This window comes from Pseudomonas sp. S8 (assembly GCF_050473925.1).
Classification (GTDB): domain Bacteria; phylum Pseudomonadota; class Gammaproteobacteria; order Pseudomonadales; family Pseudomonadaceae; genus Aquipseudomonas; species Aquipseudomonas parakoreensis.
Window position 1 is genome coordinate 1019902 of the sequence record NZ_JBFDVZ010000016.1, and the last position, 17511, is coordinate 1037412.

Annotated in this window: 20 protein-coding genes; 5 read left to right on the forward strand and 15 right to left on the reverse strand. The window is 60.5% G+C overall.

Annotation, left to right across the window (positions count from 1 at the left end; genetic code table 11):
- Nucleotides 1-18: 18 nt before the first annotated feature.
- The 6 genes from AB1J88_RS05895 to AB1J88_RS05920 all read right to left on the reverse strand — a co-directional run bounded on the left by AB1J88_RS05895 (nucleotide 19) and on the right by AB1J88_RS05920 (nucleotide 7453).
- Nucleotides 19-1047, reverse strand: a complete 1029-nt coding sequence (locus AB1J88_RS05895; protein ID WP_430290497.1) for a DNA topoisomerase IB — start codon at nucleotides 1045-1047, stop codon at nucleotides 19-21.
- Nucleotides 1048-1116: 69 nt separating this feature from the next.
- Nucleotides 1117-2196, reverse strand: a complete 1080-nt coding sequence (gene modC / locus AB1J88_RS05900; protein WP_330206045.1) for a molybdenum ABC transporter ATP-binding protein — start codon at nucleotides 2194-2196, stop codon at nucleotides 1117-1119.
- A 3-nt stretch (nucleotides 2197-2199) separates the two neighbouring features.
- Nucleotides 2200-2880 carry a molybdate ABC transporter permease subunit gene (modB, locus tag AB1J88_RS05905; protein ID WP_041064496.1) on the reverse strand — a complete coding sequence of 227 codons (681 nt, stop codon included), beginning with the start codon at nucleotides 2878-2880 and terminating at the stop codon, nucleotides 2200-2202.
- The gene (gene modA, locus AB1J88_RS05910; protein WP_108182818.1) at nucleotides 2881-3648 is read right to left on the reverse strand and encodes a molybdate ABC transporter substrate-binding protein; all 768 of its coding nucleotides are present in this window, start codon (nucleotides 3646-3648) and stop codon (nucleotides 2881-2883) included.
- Nucleotides 3649-3814: 166 nt separating this feature from the next.
- Nucleotides 3815-4879, reverse strand: a complete 1065-nt coding sequence (locus AB1J88_RS05915; protein WP_430290498.1) for an NAD(P)H-dependent flavin oxidoreductase — start codon at nucleotides 4877-4879, stop codon at nucleotides 3815-3817.
- Between the two features lie 114 nt (nucleotides 4880-4993).
- Nucleotides 4994-7453 carry an autotransporter gene (locus tag AB1J88_RS05920; protein ID WP_430290499.1) on the reverse strand — a complete coding sequence of 820 codons (2460 nt, stop codon included), beginning with the start codon at nucleotides 7451-7453 and terminating at the stop codon, nucleotides 4994-4996.
- Nucleotides 7454-7642: 189 nt separating this feature from the next.
- Between AB1J88_RS05920 and AB1J88_RS05925 the strand changes: the two genes are divergently transcribed.
- Together AB1J88_RS05925 and AB1J88_RS05930 are read left to right on the forward strand one after the other, a co-directional pair.
- The gene (locus tag AB1J88_RS05925; protein WP_222014483.1) at nucleotides 7643-8626 is read left to right on the forward strand and encodes an MDR family oxidoreductase; all 984 of its coding nucleotides are present in this window, start codon (nucleotides 7643-7645) and stop codon (nucleotides 8624-8626) included.
- Nucleotides 8627-8688: 62 nt separating this feature from the next.
- Entirely contained in the window at nucleotides 8689-9147 is a 459-nt protein-coding gene (locus AB1J88_RS05930; protein ID WP_198759467.1) for a GyrI-like domain-containing protein, read from the forward strand.
- Here the strand turns inward: AB1J88_RS05930 and ada are convergent.
- From ada to AB1J88_RS05955, 5 genes are all read right to left on the reverse strand, one after another.
- A complete protein-coding gene (gene ada / locus AB1J88_RS05935) occupies nucleotides 9144-10211 on the reverse strand; it encodes a bifunctional DNA-binding transcriptional regulator/O6-methylguanine-DNA methyltransferase Ada (RefSeq protein WP_430290501.1) in 1068 nt (355 codons plus the stop codon). The genes AB1J88_RS05930 and ada overlap by 4 nt on opposite strands.
- Nucleotides 10212-10297: 86 nt before the next feature.
- Nucleotides 10298-10963, reverse strand: a complete 666-nt coding sequence (gene alkB, locus AB1J88_RS05940; protein WP_430292665.1) for a DNA oxidative demethylase AlkB — start codon at nucleotides 10961-10963, stop codon at nucleotides 10298-10300.
- A gap of 5 nt (nucleotides 10964-10968) precedes the next feature.
- Nucleotides 10969-11679, reverse strand: coding sequence for a 2OG-Fe(II) oxygenase (locus AB1J88_RS05945; RefSeq protein ID WP_430290502.1), 711 nt, complete (start codon nucleotides 11677-11679; stop codon nucleotides 10969-10971).
- A 94-nt stretch (nucleotides 11680-11773) separates the two neighbouring features.
- On the reverse strand, nucleotides 11774-11950 hold the full coding sequence (locus AB1J88_RS05950; protein WP_430290503.1) for a hypothetical protein: 177 nt from the start codon (nucleotides 11948-11950) through the stop codon (nucleotides 11774-11776).
- A 23-nt stretch (nucleotides 11951-11973) separates the two neighbouring features.
- On the reverse strand, nucleotides 11974-12276 hold the full coding sequence (locus tag AB1J88_RS05955; protein ID WP_041064472.1) for a DUF1883 domain-containing protein: 303 nt from the start codon (nucleotides 12274-12276) through the stop codon (nucleotides 11974-11976).
- 212 nt (nucleotides 12277-12488) lie between these two features.
- Here AB1J88_RS05955 and AB1J88_RS05960 point away from each other — a divergent pair, with 212 nt between their 5' ends.
- Both AB1J88_RS05960 and AB1J88_RS05965 read left to right on the forward strand, forming a co-directional pair.
- Entirely contained in the window at nucleotides 12489-12845 is a 357-nt protein-coding gene (locus AB1J88_RS05960) for a hypothetical protein (protein ID WP_003225393.1), read from the forward strand.
- 72 nt (nucleotides 12846-12917) lie between these two features.
- Nucleotides 12918-13148 carry a hypothetical protein gene (locus AB1J88_RS05965; protein WP_027612691.1) on the forward strand — a complete coding sequence of 77 codons (231 nt, stop codon included), beginning with the start codon at nucleotides 12918-12920 and terminating at the stop codon, nucleotides 13146-13148.
- A 3-nt stretch (nucleotides 13149-13151) separates the two neighbouring features.
- On the opposite strand, the gene AB1J88_RS05970 is transcribed toward AB1J88_RS05965, so the two are convergent.
- Both AB1J88_RS05970 and AB1J88_RS05975 read right to left on the reverse strand, forming a co-directional pair.
- Nucleotides 13152-13439 carry a hypothetical protein gene (locus AB1J88_RS05970; RefSeq protein WP_084234123.1) on the reverse strand — a complete coding sequence of 96 codons (288 nt, stop codon included), beginning with the start codon at nucleotides 13437-13439 and terminating at the stop codon, nucleotides 13152-13154.
- Nucleotides 13440-13591: 152 nt separating this feature from the next.
- Nucleotides 13592-13777 carry a hypothetical protein gene (locus AB1J88_RS05975; RefSeq protein ID WP_007964653.1) on the reverse strand — a complete coding sequence of 62 codons (186 nt, stop codon included), beginning with the start codon at nucleotides 13775-13777 and terminating at the stop codon, nucleotides 13592-13594.
- A gap of 258 nt (nucleotides 13778-14035) precedes the next feature.
- Here AB1J88_RS05975 and galU point away from each other — a divergent pair, with 258 nt between their 5' ends.
- Nucleotides 14036-14875 carry a UTP--glucose-1-phosphate uridylyltransferase GalU gene (galU, locus tag AB1J88_RS05980; RefSeq protein ID WP_007912230.1) on the forward strand — a complete coding sequence of 280 codons (840 nt, stop codon included), beginning with the start codon at nucleotides 14036-14038 and terminating at the stop codon, nucleotides 14873-14875.
- 342 nt (nucleotides 14876-15217) lie between these two features.
- Here galU and AB1J88_RS05985 read toward each other — a convergent pair whose 3' ends face one another.
- Together AB1J88_RS05985 and AB1J88_RS05990 are read right to left on the reverse strand one after the other, a co-directional pair.
- Nucleotides 15218-16966: a phosphoethanolamine transferase CptA gene (locus AB1J88_RS05985; RefSeq protein WP_086791409.1), complete on the reverse strand. Its 1749-nt coding sequence runs from the start codon at nucleotides 16964-16966 to the stop codon at nucleotides 15218-15220.
- Between the two features lie 199 nt (nucleotides 16967-17165).
- Complete coding sequence (locus AB1J88_RS05990) at nucleotides 17166-17348, reverse strand: DUF6026 family protein (protein WP_041064455.1); 183 nt, start codon at nucleotides 17346-17348, stop codon at nucleotides 17166-17168.
- Between the last annotated feature and the right edge of the window lie 163 nt (nucleotides 17349-17511).

Sequence of the window (17511 nt, forward strand, 5' to 3'; positions counted from 1 at the left end):
GCTCGGCTACCAGCGCGATCAAGGCGCGTCCATCATTTGCTCGAGAAACATCGCCAGCGCCACTTCCTCGGCGCGCAAGCCCTTGCGCACCCTCGGGCGTGGCAGTTCGGCCAGCGCACCGAGCAGGAAGCGCTCGACCACGGCCGGATGGATGTAGCACTTGCGGCAAACGGCTGGGGTGTTGCCCAGCTGTTTGGACACGCTCTTGACCATCTCCACCACATGCCGTTTCGCCTCGGCTTCCGACTCCCATTGCAGTTCGCGCAATACCGCCAGGGCCAGCGCGCTGCCGGCCCACGTGCGGTAATCCTTGGCGGTGAAGTCGGCACCGGTGAGGGTTTGCAAGTAGCTGTTGACGTCGTGGGAGCTGATGGTGTGCCGCTCGCCATTTTCATCCAGATACTGAAACAGATTCTGTCCCGGGATTTCCAGGCAGCGCTTGATGATGCGCGCCAGGCGACGATCCTTGACGGTGATCTGGTGTTCGATGCCGCTTTTACCGCGAAACTGAAACAGGATCGCGCTGCCGTTGACCTCGACATGCCGGCTGCGCAGGGTGGTCAGGCCATAGGAGCGGTTGTCCCGCGCGTATTGAGTGTTGCCGACACGAATCAGCGTGGCGTCGAGCAGCGTGATGACCGTGGCCATGACCTTGTCGCGACTGAAACCGGGTGCGTCGAGCAGGGTTTCGAGCTGTTTGCGCAACTTCGGCAGCGCCAGGCCGAACTCACGCAAGCGCGAGTACTTGTCGGCGTCGCGTACCTCGCGCCAGCGCGGGTGATAGCGATACTGCTTGCGGCCCCGGGCATCGCGGCCGGTGGCCTGCAAGTGGCCACGCGGATCGGCGCAGATCCACACGTCGGTGTAGGCCGGCGGCACTGCCAGCGCGTTGATCCGCTTGATCTCATCGGGGTCGTTGATGCGTTGTCCGGCCGGATCGAAGTAGGCGAATTTGCCACGCAGTTTTTTACGGCGGATGCCGGGTTGGGTATCGTCGACGTAATGCAGGTCGGGCGGTAAGACGTCGGCTAGTACAGTGTCGGGCATGGCGGTGTCCTTGGCGAATCGCTCTGTTACAGCGATTGACCGCGGGCCGTGGCCGTCGTGCCAACCAATTCAGGCCAGCACGGCGACGGCCTTGATCTGCGCCCACAAATGCTGGCCCGGGTGGATGCCGAGCTGATCCCGGGAAAACCGCGTGATCCGTGCCAGCAGCGGTGTGCCGCCGGCATCCAGACGAATCAGCACATGCGCGGCGTTGTCCGCCGCCAGCTCGCTGACCACGGTCACCGGCAAGCGATTGAGGATACTGCTGGCTTCGCTGTTGTGCAGGGCCAGACTGATGTCGCGGGCGTGCACCTTGCAGCGCAAGGCTTGACCGACCGCCATCGGCGCGTGCGTCACGCGGATGTTCATGGCCGTGGCCGGCAATTGCAGACTCAGCAGTTGGTACTCGGCATCGTAGGCGCTGACCTGGCCTTCGATGATCACCCCGGCGTCATCGCCCAGCGCCATTGGCAGGTCCAGCCGGGCGAGGGTCTCGCCAATCGGGCCGCTGGCCAGGGCCTTGCCATCGCTGAGCAACACCAGATGATCGGCCAGCCGCGCCACCTCATCCTGCGCGTGGCTGACATAGAGCACCGGAATGTCCAGTTCATCATGCAGGCGTTGCAGGTACGGCAGGATTTCGTTTTTGCGCTGGCTGTCGAGGGCCGCCAACGGCTCATCCATCAGCAGCAGTTTCGGACTGGTCAACAGCGCGCGGGCGATACCGACACGCTGGCGTTCGCCGCCGGACAGATGCTGCGGATGGCGCTCCAGCAGATGGCCGATGCCCAGCAGTTCGGTGGCTTGCGCCATGTCGACACGGCGCTGGGCCTTGGCAATGCGCTTGAGACCGAACTGCAGATTGGCCAGCACTGACAGGTGCGGGAACAGACTGGCTTCCTGGAACACGTAACCCAGCGCTCGTTTGTGCGGCGGGACAAAAATCCGGCGTTCGCTGTCCTGCCAGACTTCGTCGTTGATCTGGATGAAACCCTGCTCGGCTCGCTCAAGCCCGGCGATACAGCGCAGGCAAGTGGTTTTGCCCGACCCGGAATGACCATACAGCGCAGTCACGCCACGCCCCGGCAAATGCAGATCAACATCCAGGCTGAAACCCGGATAAGTGATTTTCAGACGTGCATCAATCATCGATCAGCTCCAACCCGCGCGGGTCTTGCGGCTGGAGTAGAGCGCCAGCAACACCAGAAACGAAAACACCAGCATCGCCCCGGCCAGCCAATGGGCCTGGGCATATTCCATCGCCTCGACATGGTCGTAGATCTGCACCGAGACCACGCGTGTCTTGTCGGGAATGTTGCCGCCGATCATCAGCACCACGCCGAATTCACCAACGGTATGCGCGAACCCGAGGATCGCCGCGGTTACGAAACCGGGGCGGGCCAAAGGCAGGATCACGCTGAAGAAAGTGTCCCAGGGATTGGCGCGCAAGGTCGCGGCCACTTCCAGTGGACGGGTGCCGATGGCCGCGAACGCGTTCTGCAACGGTTGCACCACAAACGGCATGGAATAGATCACCGAACCGATCACCAGCCCGGTAAAACTGAAGGTCAGCGTGCCCAGGCCCAGCCATTGCGTGAAGTGGCCGAGAAAGCCATTGGGCCCCATTGCCAGCAGCAGATAGAAGCCGATCACGGTCGGCGGTAGCACGAGGGGCAGGGCGACGATTGCGCCAATGGGGCCGCGTAGCCAGGAACGACTGCGCGCCAGCCACAGGGCAATCGGAGTGCCGACGACCAGCAGGATCGCGGTGGTCAGGGACGCCAGTTTCAGGGTCAGCCAGATCGCCGCGAAGTCGGCACTCGAGAGCGACATTTAGAGCTGGTAACCGTAGGACTTGATCACCGCAGCGGCTTTCGGGCCTTTGAGGTAGTCAACCAGTGCTTTGGCGGCGGCGCTGTCTTTGCCTTTGTTCAGGATTACCGCGTCCTGTTTGATCGGGTCGTGCATGTTCGCTGGAACGATCCACGCCGAACCGCTGGTGACCTTGCCGTCCTTGTAGATCTGCGACAGTGCTACGAAGCCCAGTTCCGCATTACCGGTGGACACAAACTGGTAGGCCTGGGTGATGTTCTGGCCTTCAACGATTTTGGCTTTGGTCGCTTCAGTCAGCTTGAGTTTTTCCAGCACCTGAGTGGCTGCCAGCCCGTACGGTGCGGCTTTCGGATTGGCGATGGACAGGTGCTGGTATTCATTTTTCTTCAGCACTTCGCCTTTGCCATCGACATAACCTTCCTTCGCCGACCACAGCGCCAGGGTGCCGATGGCGTAGGTGAAGCGCGAGCCCTTGACGGTATCGCCTTCTTTTTCCAGTTTTTCCGGCGTGGTGTCGTCCGCCGAGAGGAACACTTCGAACGGCGCGCCGTTCTTGATCTGGGTGTAGAACTGGCCGGTGGCCCCGTAGGCGGCGACCAGTTTGTGCCCGGTGTCTTTTTCGAAGTCGGCAGCAATGGCCTGGATCGGCGCGGTGAAGTTGGCGGCAACCGCCACCTGCACCTCATCGGCGTGAGCGGCGCCAAAGGCAAATACCGCCAGCAAAGAAGCCAGGCAAGTGGGGGCAAAACGTGAGGCACGAATGGTCATAACAGCTCCGTTATTGGCGATTGCAGAGGGCAGTTATTGTTGGAGGTGGACTGCACCGATGCGAAGGGTGAAACGCTATATAGCGAAATATATAGCGAAATGCCGCTAAACAGGAAGTGCTGTTGTATACAGGATGAGGCTGCGCCGTGCCTCATCCTGGATCGGGTCAGTGTCGGACCAGTTTTGCCAGCGCGCCTTGCGCCAGTTCCCGGGTCAGCTCGGCGCTGCTCAGCTCCTTGCCCAACGGAAAAGCCTGCCCGGCCCAGAGGTTGCTGAACTGCGCTTCGTTTTTTGCACGCAAGGGCATCAGCGCTCCGCCGGCCAGCGGGAAGGCTGGGGCTTTCGCTGACATCGGGCCGATTTCGCGCATCACCCGATTGAGAATGCCGCGAGCCGGGCGCCCGGTGAACAGGTTGGTAATCGCGGTTTCGCTTTCCTTGGCGGTGCGCAGCGCTTGGTGATGGGAGGCGCTGACTCTCGCTTCCGGGGTGAACAGATACGCGGTACCGACCTGCGCTGCCGATGCACCGAGCATGAATGCCGCGGCCACCCCGCGCGCATCGGCAATGGCGCCGGCAGCGATCACCGGTACTTTCACCGCATCGACAATCTGCGGCACCAGGGCAAAGGTACCGACCTGACTGCTCAGGTCATCGCTGAGAAACATCCCGCGATGACCACCTGCCTCGTAGCCCATGGCGATGATCGCGTCGCAACCGTTTTGTTCCAGCCACACCGCTTCATCGACAGTCGTGGCAGAAGAGAGGATTTTCGCGCCCGTGGCCTTGACCCGATCCAGCAGGGATTTCTCCGGCAGGCCAAAGTGAAAACTCACGACTTCAGGACGAAACTCTTCCAGCACGGCGCACGCTGCCGCATCGAAGGGTGCCCGGTTGGACACCGGCGTCGGAGCATCGAAATCGACACCCAGTTCGCGGTAGTACGGCTCCAGCAGGTTTTTCCAGTCCCGCGCGCGCTGTTCATCGGCAGCCGGTGGCTGATGGCAGAAGAAATTGACGTTGAACGGCTTGCGAGTGTGCTCGCGAATGGTCTGCAGTTCTTCGCGCAGTTGCTCGATACTCAGCATTGCGGCGGGCATCGAACCCAGGCCGCCGGCGTTGCACACGGCGATCACCATGGCCGAGTTCGTGGCACCGGCCATTGGGCCCTGGATGATCGGCAGCTCGATGCCGAGCAGGTCAAGAATGCGAGTGTCAGGCCATTGGCTCATGGAAGCGGTTCTCCGAACGATGAAACGGGGCAGGGACGGCAGAGCCGGTTTTTTAACAGCAAAACCGGACTCAGGGCCAGCGCGAATTTTCCTCGCACGGACAGCCATGCGCCGTCAGCGTCGATGAAAACCACCGCCACCGCCGCCAAATGAACGGTTCATGACTTGCGAGGAGTTGTGAAAGTTGTTGGTGCGCTGGTTGCCGAAGTTGCGCGCTGCAGATTCACGATTGAGGTTTTGCAGCTGGGCAGTGTTGTTGACCGCTGCCGTGCGGGTCGGGCTGCCCTTGACCATTGATTGCCAACCGTTGTCGGTTTTCTTGTAGACGTTACCGTCGTGCCCGGCATAGACGTTGTCGCCAACCCGTGCGGCGCCGCCGTTGCGTCCCCTGACGCCAGCATATTGCGTGGACTTGTCGGTGTTGGGGTTGTACACCGCGCCACGGTTGGCAGTGACTTGCGTGCCGTTGCGTGCGTTGCCCGCCGTCACTCGGCCGCCGGCAATGGCGCCACCGTTCGGCCCGACCACCTCACCACTGCGTCCGGCCGCGTAGTTGCCGTTGTACGCATTGTGTACGGCGCCGCGCTGGCCCGCCGCGGCAATCCCGGTGCGCGAGTTATAGGACGAGCCGACCTGACCGGCCCAGCGATTGCCGGTCCAGGCGTTGTAGCCGGCGCCGTAACGACTGACGGTCGCGCGGTCGCCCCACTGACGATAAATGTTGCCGGTGGTGCCGGCCCAGCCACCGGGCCCCCAGGCCACGGCACCGCCGCGATAGCCGTAAGCGGCGCCGCCCCAGGCCAGCGGCGCTGGATACAAGCGCGGCCCCCAGGCATAACCCCAGCCGTAATTGCCCCACCACGGATAAGCGCCCCAGCCCCAACCCATTGCCACGGTGTTGCCGCCCCAGCTCCAGCCGAAGCCGAAACCGAAGGTCCAGCCGGTCCAGGGTGTATAGCGAATCGCGACGCCGAAACCGTAGGTCACGGGCGGCCCATACCAGACACTGCCAACCCACGGCGTGTACGGGTATCCGGTGCCGTAAACCACCACACCCGTGGCCGGATCCAGGTTCGACCCTTGATACCCCGGGGTGTAGCCAACCACCACCGTGTCGCCGCTGGACTCATAGACTTTGACGTAAGTGAGGTAATGCATCGGCGAACTCGGCGGGATTGAATAGATCACCGACGGTACCGAACTGGCGACGACCCACGGTCCGCTGACTGTCGTTGCGCTGAACCAGATGCCGTTCTCCACGGCATACCAGCTGTCGTTGTCGACACGAATGATCGGCGTCGCGCTGTTGACCACATATTGCAGCGACGTGGTGTTGATCGGTTTGAGTTGCGGCTCGCCGTCGAACTGCGGCGCGGTCATTTTCACTGCACTTTTCTTGATCGCCGAGGTTTGCGGGATGGTGGCGGCAATCGCGGCTTCCTTGGCCTGCGGCGTACCGGCGACGGAGGCCTTGACGTTCTCTTTCGGACTGTCGTCGGGGATGTTGGCGAAGTCGGCAGGCAATTTGTCCGCCGGGGTAAACGTCCACGGCCCGTTCATGTCGGCGGCCCGGAACCAGCGTCCGGAAATCAGCACGTAGCTGTTCTGGTCGCCGATTTCCTTGAAGATGTGCCCTGTGGTGTTGCTCACGTAGAGCAGGCTGGTGCCCTGGATCGGCGACCACTGCGCAGCCCCGTCGGTAACGATCAGCTCGGTGGGGGTGGTGGCGATGAAAATTTTCGGCTGCGGCGGCTTGGCCAGATTTGGCACCTTGTCTTTCGGATCACTCTGCCCGGTGAGCAGATCGACCTGACGGCTCTGGATCGCCACCTGTTTGGCCTTCTCCAGATCGGCCGGCGGTGTCGTCAGACGAGTGTATTCGCCGCTGAGGTTGTCAGCGACCATCCAGCCATCAAACACATGCAAGTAGTGCTTGCCCTCGGCGTCCTTGAGCAATAACGGGCGGGTGTTGATCACCCGCTGCAACGCGGTGCCCTCGACCGCGCGATACGCCGCGTCGCCATCAATATAGACAAGCAGGGCGGGGACGTCGGAACTGATGATCGCCGGCGGGGTATTTTCCAGTGGCGCGCTGTCGGCTTTCTGCTCTGCCGACAACACACCGACGGCGGCCTCGAGTTGATCGAGGGAAATGGTCTTCTTGCGGCTCTGGGCATCCTTTTGCAGTGCCGCGAGCCAGACATCCGCCTGACTGGCATCGGCGGGGAAGTCGGCCTTGATGATCTTGTATTGATCCAGTGCGACCCAGCGCGTGGCCTTGTCGACCAACGTGTGCGCACTGAACTGGACAATGCCGTAGGTGGGTTTGCCGTCGGCGCCGGTGGCTTCGACCGCCGCCCGGGCATTGAGTGTGTAGCCATCCCAGCTGTCGAGTTGCGGCTGGTACACGGTCAGCCTGGCCTTGCCGCTGGTGATCACTTGCGGCCACGTCGGCGCGCTGGGGGCGGCGTCAGCAGCGGCGGGTTTGTCGGCAGTGGCCGGGGCGGCCCACGGGTTGCCGGCGGTCAGCAGGCACAGCATGAGGATTGCAAGCCATGAGCGCGGGTAAGGCATTGTCAGCTCCATCGACAGGGGCCGCTTTCAGCAGGGGGGCAGCGAAAGCACGACCGTCGAAAAAGCATAGTCGCCCGCTCTGGAATGACTGGACGGATTTGCGAATTGGCGCAAAGTCGGGTGGGGCAATGTGTTGCTTTGTGTTATTTCAAGGCGCGAGGATTTGAATCCATTGAGTGAGAAGCAGCCATGTTCAACGGCATTTTGATCGACAAAGACGACAGCGGTTACCGCGCCAGCCTGCAGCAGATCGATGAAGCGCAGTTGCCCGAAGGCGACGTGACGGTGCAGGTGGCGTACAGCACGCTGAACTTCAAGGATGGTCTGGCGATTACCGGCAGCAGCCCGGTGGTACGCCAGTTTCCGATGGTGCCTGGGATCGACCTGGCGGGCACGGTCGAGGTCAGTTCGCATCCTGATTATAAGGTTGGTGATCAGGTTCTGCTCAATGGCTGGGGCGTGGGCGAAAGTCACTGGGGCGGCCTGGCACAAAAGGCGCGCCTCCGTGGCGATTGGCTGATTCCCTTGCCCGAGGCCTTCAGCGCCGCGCAAGCGATGGCCATCGGTACCGCCGGCTACACGGCGATGCTGTGCATTCTGGCGCTGGAGCGTAACGGCGTGACGCCGGATCAGGGTGAAGTGCTGGTGACCGGCGCCAATGGTGGGGTGGGCAGTTTCGCCATCGCCTTGCTCAGCAAACTCGGGTATCGCGTGGTGGCGTCCACCGGCCGGGTGTCCGAGCATGAGTACCTGAAACAACTGGGCGCCAGCGAGATCATCGACCGCGCATCCTTGTCGGAACCGGGCAAACCGCTGGCCAGGGAACGCTGGGCCGGCGTGGTCGACTCGGTCGGCAGCCACACCCTGGCCAACGCCTGTGCCAGCACCCGCGCCGAAGGCACGGTGGCGGCCTGCGGTCTGGCCCAGGGTATGGATTTTCCTGCGTCGGTGGCGCCGTTCATTCTGCGCGGCGTGACCCTGGCCGGCATCAACAGCGTGACCCAACCCAAGGCCCGGCGGATCGACGCCTGGAAACGTCTGGCCAAGGATCTGGACTTCGCCCTGTTACCTTTGATCAGCCACGAAATCGCCCTGAGCGAAGCCATCGACGCGGCACCCAAATTGCTCGCCGGACAGCTGCGCGGCAGGGTTGTGGTCGACGTCAATCGCTGACAGAGTAAGCGCCATTGCGGCCCTGCGTGGCCGCACTTCTATTACAGGGAGCGGCATTTTCGATGGATTTGAAACGACAGCAAATCGACGCCTTCACCGTGGCCGGCCTGCGTGTGCGCACGACCAACGCCGCAGAGCACCAGCCCCATAGCGCAAAGATCGGCCCGATGTGGGGCCGGTTTTTCAGTGAAGAACAGGCCGAGAGTATTCCCGGCAAGATCCCCGGCTCAGCAATTTATGGTGTGTATTCGGCCTATGAATCCGATGCCTCGGGTGCGTTCGATGTCACCGCGGGGGTCGCGGTCAATGCACGACCAAAAGGCTATGAGACCGTACAGATCGAAGCCGGCGAGTATCTGGTGTTCGAGGCGCAGGGCCCATTGCCCGACGCGGTCATTGCGACCTGGGGACGGATCTGGACCTTCTTTGAGGAGAACCCTCAGATTCAGCGCCGTTATGCCACCGACTACGAGGCCTATACCGGCCCCGAGTCCGTGGCGGTCTGCATCGGGATTCGCTAAGGCTGGTTTTCGCGTTCCAGCAACTGGCGTTTGCGCTCCACACCCCAGCGATACCCCGAGAGATTGCCATCGCTGCGCACCACGCGATGGCAAGGGATTGCCACGGCCAGACGGTTGGCGCCGCAGGCTTGCGCCACCGCGCGCATGGACGTCGGTGCGCCAATGCGTTGTGCGATTTCGGCGTAACTGGCGGTGCGACCCACCGGGATTTCCCGCAGCGCTTGCCATACGCGCTCCTGAAACGCTGTGCCGCGCACATCCAGTGGCAAGTCGAGGCCCAGTGCTGGGGCTTCGATGAAGCCCACCACTTTGGCAATCAACTGTTCGAACGCGGCGTCGGCGCCAATCAGGTTGGCCTGACGGAACTGATCCTGCAGATCGCACACCAGTTGATGCGGATCGTCGCCCAACAGGATCGCACACACCCCGCGTTCGCTTTGCGCCACCAGAATCGCGCCAAGTGAGCACTGGCCAACCGCAAAGTGAATGTCGTTGTTGCGCCCTGCAGCGCGATAGTCACCGGGCTTCATGCCCAGCAGCTTGTCGGCCGATTCGTAAAAGCGGCTGTTGGAATTGAAGCCTGCTTCGTACAGCGCATCGGTCACCGAGCCGCCATTCGCGAGCCGTTCCCGCACCCGGCGCGAGCGATGCGCTGCCGCGTAACCCTTTGGCGTCAGACCGGTAGCGCCCTTGAACACGCGATGAAAATGGAACGGGCTGAGGCCGGCGACCTTGGCGAGTTCATTGAGCGCAGGCACTGTTTCGCTCGATTCGATCTGCCGACAGGCCATCGCCACTGTCGCGGCGTGCTGGCTGGCGACATCAGTCTGATCCTTGCTTGTGCGTTTGCTTGGGCGGTAGCCCGCCGCTTCGGCAGCTTCGGCGCTGTCGAAAAATTCGACATTTTGCGGCTTGGGCAAACGCGAAAGGCTGCTGGGTCGGCAATAGATGCCGGTGGTTTTTACCGCATAGACAAACTGCCCGTCGGCTCGCGGATCCCGCGCGAGCACGGCGGCCCAGCGTGGATCGGTTTCAACATTGATGATCGGCGAAAGCTTTTTCATGGCGAGTAGTCCGTTGACCTGTTTGATTCAGGTTAACCAGCTGCAATGTGGGTAACACTCCGGGCCTTGCGGTCAAATTTTTCAGATCACCCGGCGACCCGGAAGGTCAGATTGATTCGCCGTTCGCCCAGACGCGGATGCTGGCCGGGCTTGATCGGCAGCACACCGTGAAAACGCAGGCGATCGACCCCGCCCCAGACCACCATGTCGCCGTGCAACAGAGGAATGCGCTGGCTCTTGTCGCTGCGGACAAAACCACCGAACAGGAACATTGCCGGCAACCCCAATGACAGCGAAACGATCGGCGCCGCGTAGGCATGTTCGTCTTTGTCCTGGTGCAAAGACATCTTGGCGCCGGGGACGTATTGGTTGATCAGGCAGGAATCCGCGTGAAATCCGGCAAATCCTGCGCGCTGCGCCGCTCTCTGTGCCAGTTCGAACAGCACTTGGGGCATTGCCGGCCATGGTCTGCCGCTCAGCGGATCCACGGTGCTGTAGCGATAACCGCTGCGATCGGTGATCCAGCCCAGCGCTCCGCAGCTGCTGGTGCCCACTGACATGCTGAAACCGCCCGGGGTCATCATGTGACGCAATGGCGCTGCGGTGAGAACGCCGTCCAGCGCCGGCAACAGTTGATCGATCATCGGCAGGGCGAAACCGCGCAAAACCCACGATTGTTCGCCGATTTGCTCGGCGCGGGGTTGTTGCTCGGGTTCGTGGTCGGCGAACAGGTCGAAGTGGCTCGGTTGCATGCTGCTCATAATGCGTCGTGGAAGATGATGCCCAGAGTATGCCGGTTTCCGCTGTGCAGGCGACTGACGCCATGACGCATGGTCACCCGATAATCGCCACGTGTGCCGCTGACCGGGCGCTGGTTGACCGCGAATATAACAGCGTCACCCTTGTGCAGGTCCACGACGTGTGGTCGCGACTGCAGGCGTGGACGCTGCTCGGTCAGGACGAACTCTCCGCCGGTAAAGTCCTGTCCGGGCTCCGACAGAAGAATCGCCACTTGCAGTGGGAAAACCAGTTCTCCGTACAGATCCTGATGCAGGCAGTTGTAGTCCTGCGGGCCGTATTGCAACAGCAAGGGTGTAGGCCGCAGTTGGCCGGCATCGTGACAGCGCTGCACAAACCCGGCATGGGTTGCGGGAAAGCGTACAGGCACATTCATGCGTTCGTACCAGCGGTTGGCCAGCGGCACCAGGCGCGGGTAAAGCGCAGTGCGCAGACGTTCGATGGTTGTCGGCAGGGGATAGCTGAAGTACTTGTATTCCCCGCGACCGAAACCGTGGCGGGCCATGATGACCTGCGAACGAAACGGTTCGGTCTGCGAATACAGGGCGCTCAAGCGCTCGCAGGTTTGCGCCGACAGCAGCGAGCGGACGATGGCATAGCCATATTGATCCAGATGCTGTTCGAGGCTTGCCCAATCGAGCGCATCCAGCCGAGACGGGGACATTGACATTCTGACTCCTGAACCCTTTGGTCGAGGCTGTCAGTCTGGGCAAATCCCGGCGGCAGAACACTCCGTCGCTTGCGGTCGAATCCGGAGTGTTGCGTTACAGGGCTTTGCTGACGGCGACATCGCTGATCACATCTTCAGTCTGGCCGTGGATGGCATCCAGTGCAGCCTTGGCTTCTTCCACGGTGCCGTTTTGCAGTTGCGCGAACTCGAAGCGGCGCTCACCGTTGAGCTTGTATTTGATGACGTATTTGGTCGTTTGGGCCACGGTCATGCTTACCTTTGCGTTGGGGCAACTCAGCTCAGTTTGGAGCTGGAGCGGCGGATGATCTTGATCGAGTGGGTCAGGGTCGGTTTGCGCGTGACGCTGATGGCGCGCCGGCTGACGGTGTCGATGGTGATGTTCCAGAAACCGGTGCTAGGCGCGGTGATTCGCGCAGGAAACGTGTCGAAAGCACCGCCGTGATAGGTGTGGCGGCCGCCGTTTTTGAACGCGCGGAAGTTGGCGTCGTTCATCAAACGGATGTTGCAGGTTTGCGAGCATTGGATGACGACAATGTCGTCTTCGTTGAGGTGCTCGCGCTGGTGAATGAATTTCATGGGCGCCTCCAGAAGGGCTTTTTCTACTAAATCAAAACGATAGCATGTGCGATTGGCGCAGTTTATCAGCCCGAACGGGTTATTATCCCGCCGTCGAGCGCTGCTTTGACAATTAAAAACGGTTATTCGCGATTCGCTGCGGGTTTAATGGAGTAAGCCTCGGAGAAAAATGGCATTACTGCTGTCCGAGGGTCTTTATGGGAGGTATTTGTATGAAGTGGGGTGTGGTGTGTCTGCCGTTGATGTTGGTCATGGGTGGTTGCGCGAGTGTTTCCGAAATCAATGAAACCTTGCCCACCATGAGCGTGATTTCCGGCAAGAAACCCCATGAGTATGCGCAGTGCCTGGCGGACAAGCTGGCCAACAGTCGCGGCGCACTGCAGATGCAGCCGCACAAGGATGGCGTGCGGGTGATTGTTCCCGGGAAATTTTCCACTGGCGCGGCAGCGGTGTTTGATATCGACGATCGTTCCGGCGGCAGCAGCATCAAGTTGCATGAGCGCATGTCCAATGTGCCGATTCGTCCTCGCGACGTGCAAAACGCCGCCAATGCCTGCATTTCCGGCTGATAGAATAGCGGCCATCAGCACCAATGCCGCCACAGTCATGCTGTGGCGGCATTTTCATTTCTGGAGTCGCGCATGAAGCGAGAGCAAGTACGGGAACGGCATGCAGAGGGCCTTATCTCTGCCACGCATGTGATTCAGAATCCGGCGAACTCGGGTGAGTGGATCGTGTTTTTCAAGAAGAGCGCCGGTCGCAGCTATTTTCTGGTCGACGATAACGACGAAGTCGAATCCTTCGCCCGGCTCGATGACCTGATCGAGATCGTGCGCGGGCTCGGGATCAAATTCGCCGAGATCCACATGTAGGGTCTATTTGCAGACCACCACCACGCTGCGATTCTTGTAGTTGCCGACATCGACCCCCAAGGTCTTGTCGCTGTCCTTGGGTGCCGGCGTGCCGTCGGTACCGACAATGCGATAACCAGTGCCCGCGCAGGAAGCATCGGCTTTTTCGTAGCAGGTGGCCCAGGAGTTGGCTTCCCCGGAGCAGTCGATACTCAAACCCTGTTCGCCGTTGTTCAGGTAGGTGGTTTGCGAGGTGGCACAGCCACCCAGGGCCAATACCGCGATCAGCGGCAGCAATCTGTTCATGTTCATAAGTGTGTCGTCTTCAGCGAGGGAGGGGCTAAACGCTCTGACAGCGCCGGAGTGAAAAGGTTATAGCGATTGGCCACTTGTTTTCATCGGGTTTGCGAGCGGCCACAAAAAAGCCCTGCGCAGGGGCAGGGCTCGGCGCGTGTCGCAACCGGTCAGTCCTGATCTTTGCCACGGCGTTTGGACGACGCAGGGGTGTCAGTGAACACCGACGCCACATCAGTCGCCAGCTGCTCGCTGTCGAAAGGCCCGGCGATGTGTTCGCCATTGGTCGTGGTCAGGTTCCACTTGCCGTCTTTCTTGTCGATCACATACCCGTTGATGATTTTTACCGCGGCCATCTATCTGTCTCGTTCGCTGGTTCAAAGGCGCCATGATACCGACAAATCCTCACATTGGGGGATGATGAGCGTAGAGTGATGCAGCGCATTTGCGTGTTTGAGCTACTCTGTTTTCGCGGGTCGAAGTCGCCAACGGAACTATCGGCGAGAATATTTCTCTATGTTGGCATCGGTTAGCCAGTGCGGGGCATTGTAAGGTGCACGCCGCCTGATTAGACTGCGCCGAAACTCGTACACACAGCCCTTTCAAGGACTTATATGATCAAGAAATGCTTGTTCCCAGCAGCCGGTTACGGTACTCGCTTCCTGCCAGCGACTAAAGCCATGCCCAAAGAAATGCTGCCGGTGGTAAACAAGCCACTGATCCAGTACGGCGTTGAAGAAGCTCTGGACGCTGGCCTGACTGAAATCTCGATCGTGACCGGTCGTGGCAAGCGCGCTCTGGAAGACCACTTCGACATCAGCTACGAGCTGGAAAACCAGATCAAGGGCACCGACAAAGAGAAATACCTGGTCGGCATCCGCAAGCTGCTGGACGAGTGCTCGTTCTCCTACACCCGTCAGACCGAAATGAAAGGTCTGGGCCACGCGATCCTCACCGGTCGCCCGCTGATCGGTGACGAACCCTTCGCCGTGGTACTGGCGGACGACCTGTGCGTCAACCTCGAAGGCGACGGCGTACTGACCCAGATGGTCAAGCTGTACAAGCAGTTCCGCTGCTCGATCATCGCCATTCAGGAAGTCGACCCGCAGGAAACCAGCAAGTACGGCGTGATCGCCGGCGAGATGATCCGCGACGACATCTACCGCGTCCACAGCATGGTCGAGAAGCCAAAGCCGGAAGATGCGCCGTCGAACCTGGCGATCATCGGTCGTTACATCCTGACGCCGGACATCTTCGACCTGATCGAGCAGACCGAGCCAGGCAAGGGCGGTGAAATCCAGATCACCGACGCCCTGATGAAGCAAGCCCAGAATGGCTGCGTCATGGCCTACAAGTTCAAGGGCAAGCGTTTTGACTGCGGTGGCGCTGAAGGCTACATCGAAGCGACCAACTTCTGCTTCGAGAACTTCTACAAGACCGGCAAGGCTTACTGATAACGCCGGATCTGCAATGCGAAGGGTGTGAAAGCACCCAAGCGAATGCACCCACAAACGCCCCGACTTGTTCGGGGCGTTTGCTTTTGTGCTGGAAAAAACCTTGGGCCCCGCGGCGCGATTGGCTGACGCCTTCTGAGCGTGCTGGCTGCTATTTAACGCGGGAAGGTGCGGGCGAGTTTGCTGGTGGCCCCGATTCCCTTCAGGCGGCACTGCAGGGCCCCGGACAAGCGGGCAACCGGTCCGCCCAGAACGAAAAAAGCTCCGTATCTTGCGATACGGAGCTTTTTCTTTATGCGTTACTCCGATTGCGATCTCTCGTAACCGGCGCCTTCCAGGCGGTTACTGCTGCACGACATTCGCTGCGGTGGGCTCGACCTTTTTCGGCTTCATCAGGCTGAAGTCGATCAGGGCGCGCTGCTCGCGTTCGTACGGGTTGCCAATCATCAGCGGACGCTGTTTGAAGCTGTCGCTGACCAGGCTCTTGCTGCGGTCCAGTTCATCGAAACTCAAACCGGCCATGTCCGCCCAGGTGTGGATCAGATGCGAGCTGCTGTACGGCCGGCTCAGGTCGGCGGCAAAGTTCCAGTCATGGTTCTCGCGCCATTTCGGCGAAGCCCAGGCCATGAACGGGATGGTGTACATCGGTGCCGTCGGTTTGTTCTCGTTACGGCCGAGGGTGTTGTGGCCGACCGAGTCAAACACATCTTCACCGTGGTCGGAAAGATACAGCAGGAAACCATTCGGATCGGACTTGGCGTAGTCCTTGATCAGGCTCGATACCACGAAATCGTTGTACAGCACGGCATTGTCGTAGCTGTTGTAGGTCGGCACCTGATCGTCACGCACACCGGCCGGCACGCCGGTACGGTCCTGGAACTTGTCGAAGGTCGGCGGATAGCGGTACTGATAGCTCATGTGCGTGCCGAGCAGATGCACGACGATCAACTTGCGCTGCGCCGGGTCGCTCAGCGCCTTGTTGAACGGCTCAATCACGTCACCGTCGTACTGCGCGGCGTTCTGGTTGCGGTTGTTGTTCAGGTACACCTGCTCGTCGGCCTGTTCGGAGAAGGTCGTGAGCATGGTGTTGCGCTTGGTCATGGTCTGCTGGTTGGTGATCCAGAAGGTTTTGTAGCCGGCCTGCTTCATCATGCTGACCAGTGACGGCGTGGACAGGTACAAGTCCGGATTCTCTTCGTCGGCGAAGGTCAGTACCTGTTGCAACGCCTCAATGGTGTACGGGCGCGGGGTGATCACGTTATCGAACACCGCGAGCTGATCCTTGAGCTTGTCCAGTTCCGGCGTGGTCTTGCGGCCATAGCCATACAGGCTCATACGCTGGCGGTTGGTCGATTCGCCGATCACCAGTACCAGCGTCGACGGTTTATCCGCGTCGGCAGCCTTGAGGTTATGCAGCGGCGGGACCTTGCTTGCACTGTGCAGCATGTCCTGCATGCCGGCCAGAGTGTCGAGGTATCGGTGGTAAGCCACGGCCATTTGCCAAGGCACCGCTGGCTCGATGCGGTCTTCGAACTTCTCGAAACCGCCGGCGAAACTGCCGGTACGCTGGGTCTGCTTGATCAGCGGATAGCCGACCACGGCGAAGACGATCGCGATCGCAGCCACGAACGCCCGGCCTCGGGGCATGTACACCGGGCGCAGGCGTGTCCAGAGAAAGTAGGCGAAAGCGGTATGCGCGAGGAACGCCGGGATCATCCACCAGGCAAAGTACTGGGTCATGTACTCGCCGGCTTCCGACACGTTCGACTCGAACATGATGAAGATGACGCTTTGCGAGAACTCCTGCTGATAGATGAAGAAGTAGCCCAGGCTGGCCATGGAGCAGGCCCACAGGACAATACCAATCAGCGCAGCCAGCAATTTGGTACGTTTGGGGAACGCCAGCATCGGGGCGAGCCACAGCGCACTCATCACGAAGGCCTGACGGAAACCGCTGAAACCGGAGGTCCCGGTCAGTTGGATCAACAGTTGGGTGATACCCGAGAAGTACCAGAAAAAAGCAAAGAGCCAGAGAACCCCGGCCCAGTCGAAACCTGTCGCAGTCGTTTTGCTGCGTTTGAACAATGCCATTCAGCACTCCAGCTCATCGTCACTAACCACCGCCGGAACACTACATCAAACCGACGAACGGAAGCCGCGCGCAAACGCACGGCCAGAATGGGCGCGAGTATCACGAACGTAATGTGAAAACTTCGTTAGTTGCTGATTGCTGGCAGGAGCGGATCATGACGGGAACGACGGGCGCCGTTCCCGAAGCTGGCGGGGCAGGTCAGGCGTGCGGTTGACGCTGGACAACCGGCAGAGGTTTGGGCTGAGCGCCCTGGGTCAGCGAGCGCAGTTGCGCCAGCTCCTGCTTCAATTGGTCGCGCTCGTCCTTCAACTGGCGCAATTCATCGCGACGGATCGTGACATACAGGGTTTGTGGCGGCATTGCTGTGTGTACTGTGCCCATTGCTCACCTCGCAAATGGCGTGTCTCAACTGCAGATTGTCCCGGTGCCGGGCTACTGATCTGCTATCGGCGCCAATTTTGATTTCTTTTGCCCATGAATGGAACTTTTTTATTTTTCATGGTCGGTGTGTCTTCGGCATGATTCGGGGCGTTATCAGTCTGGA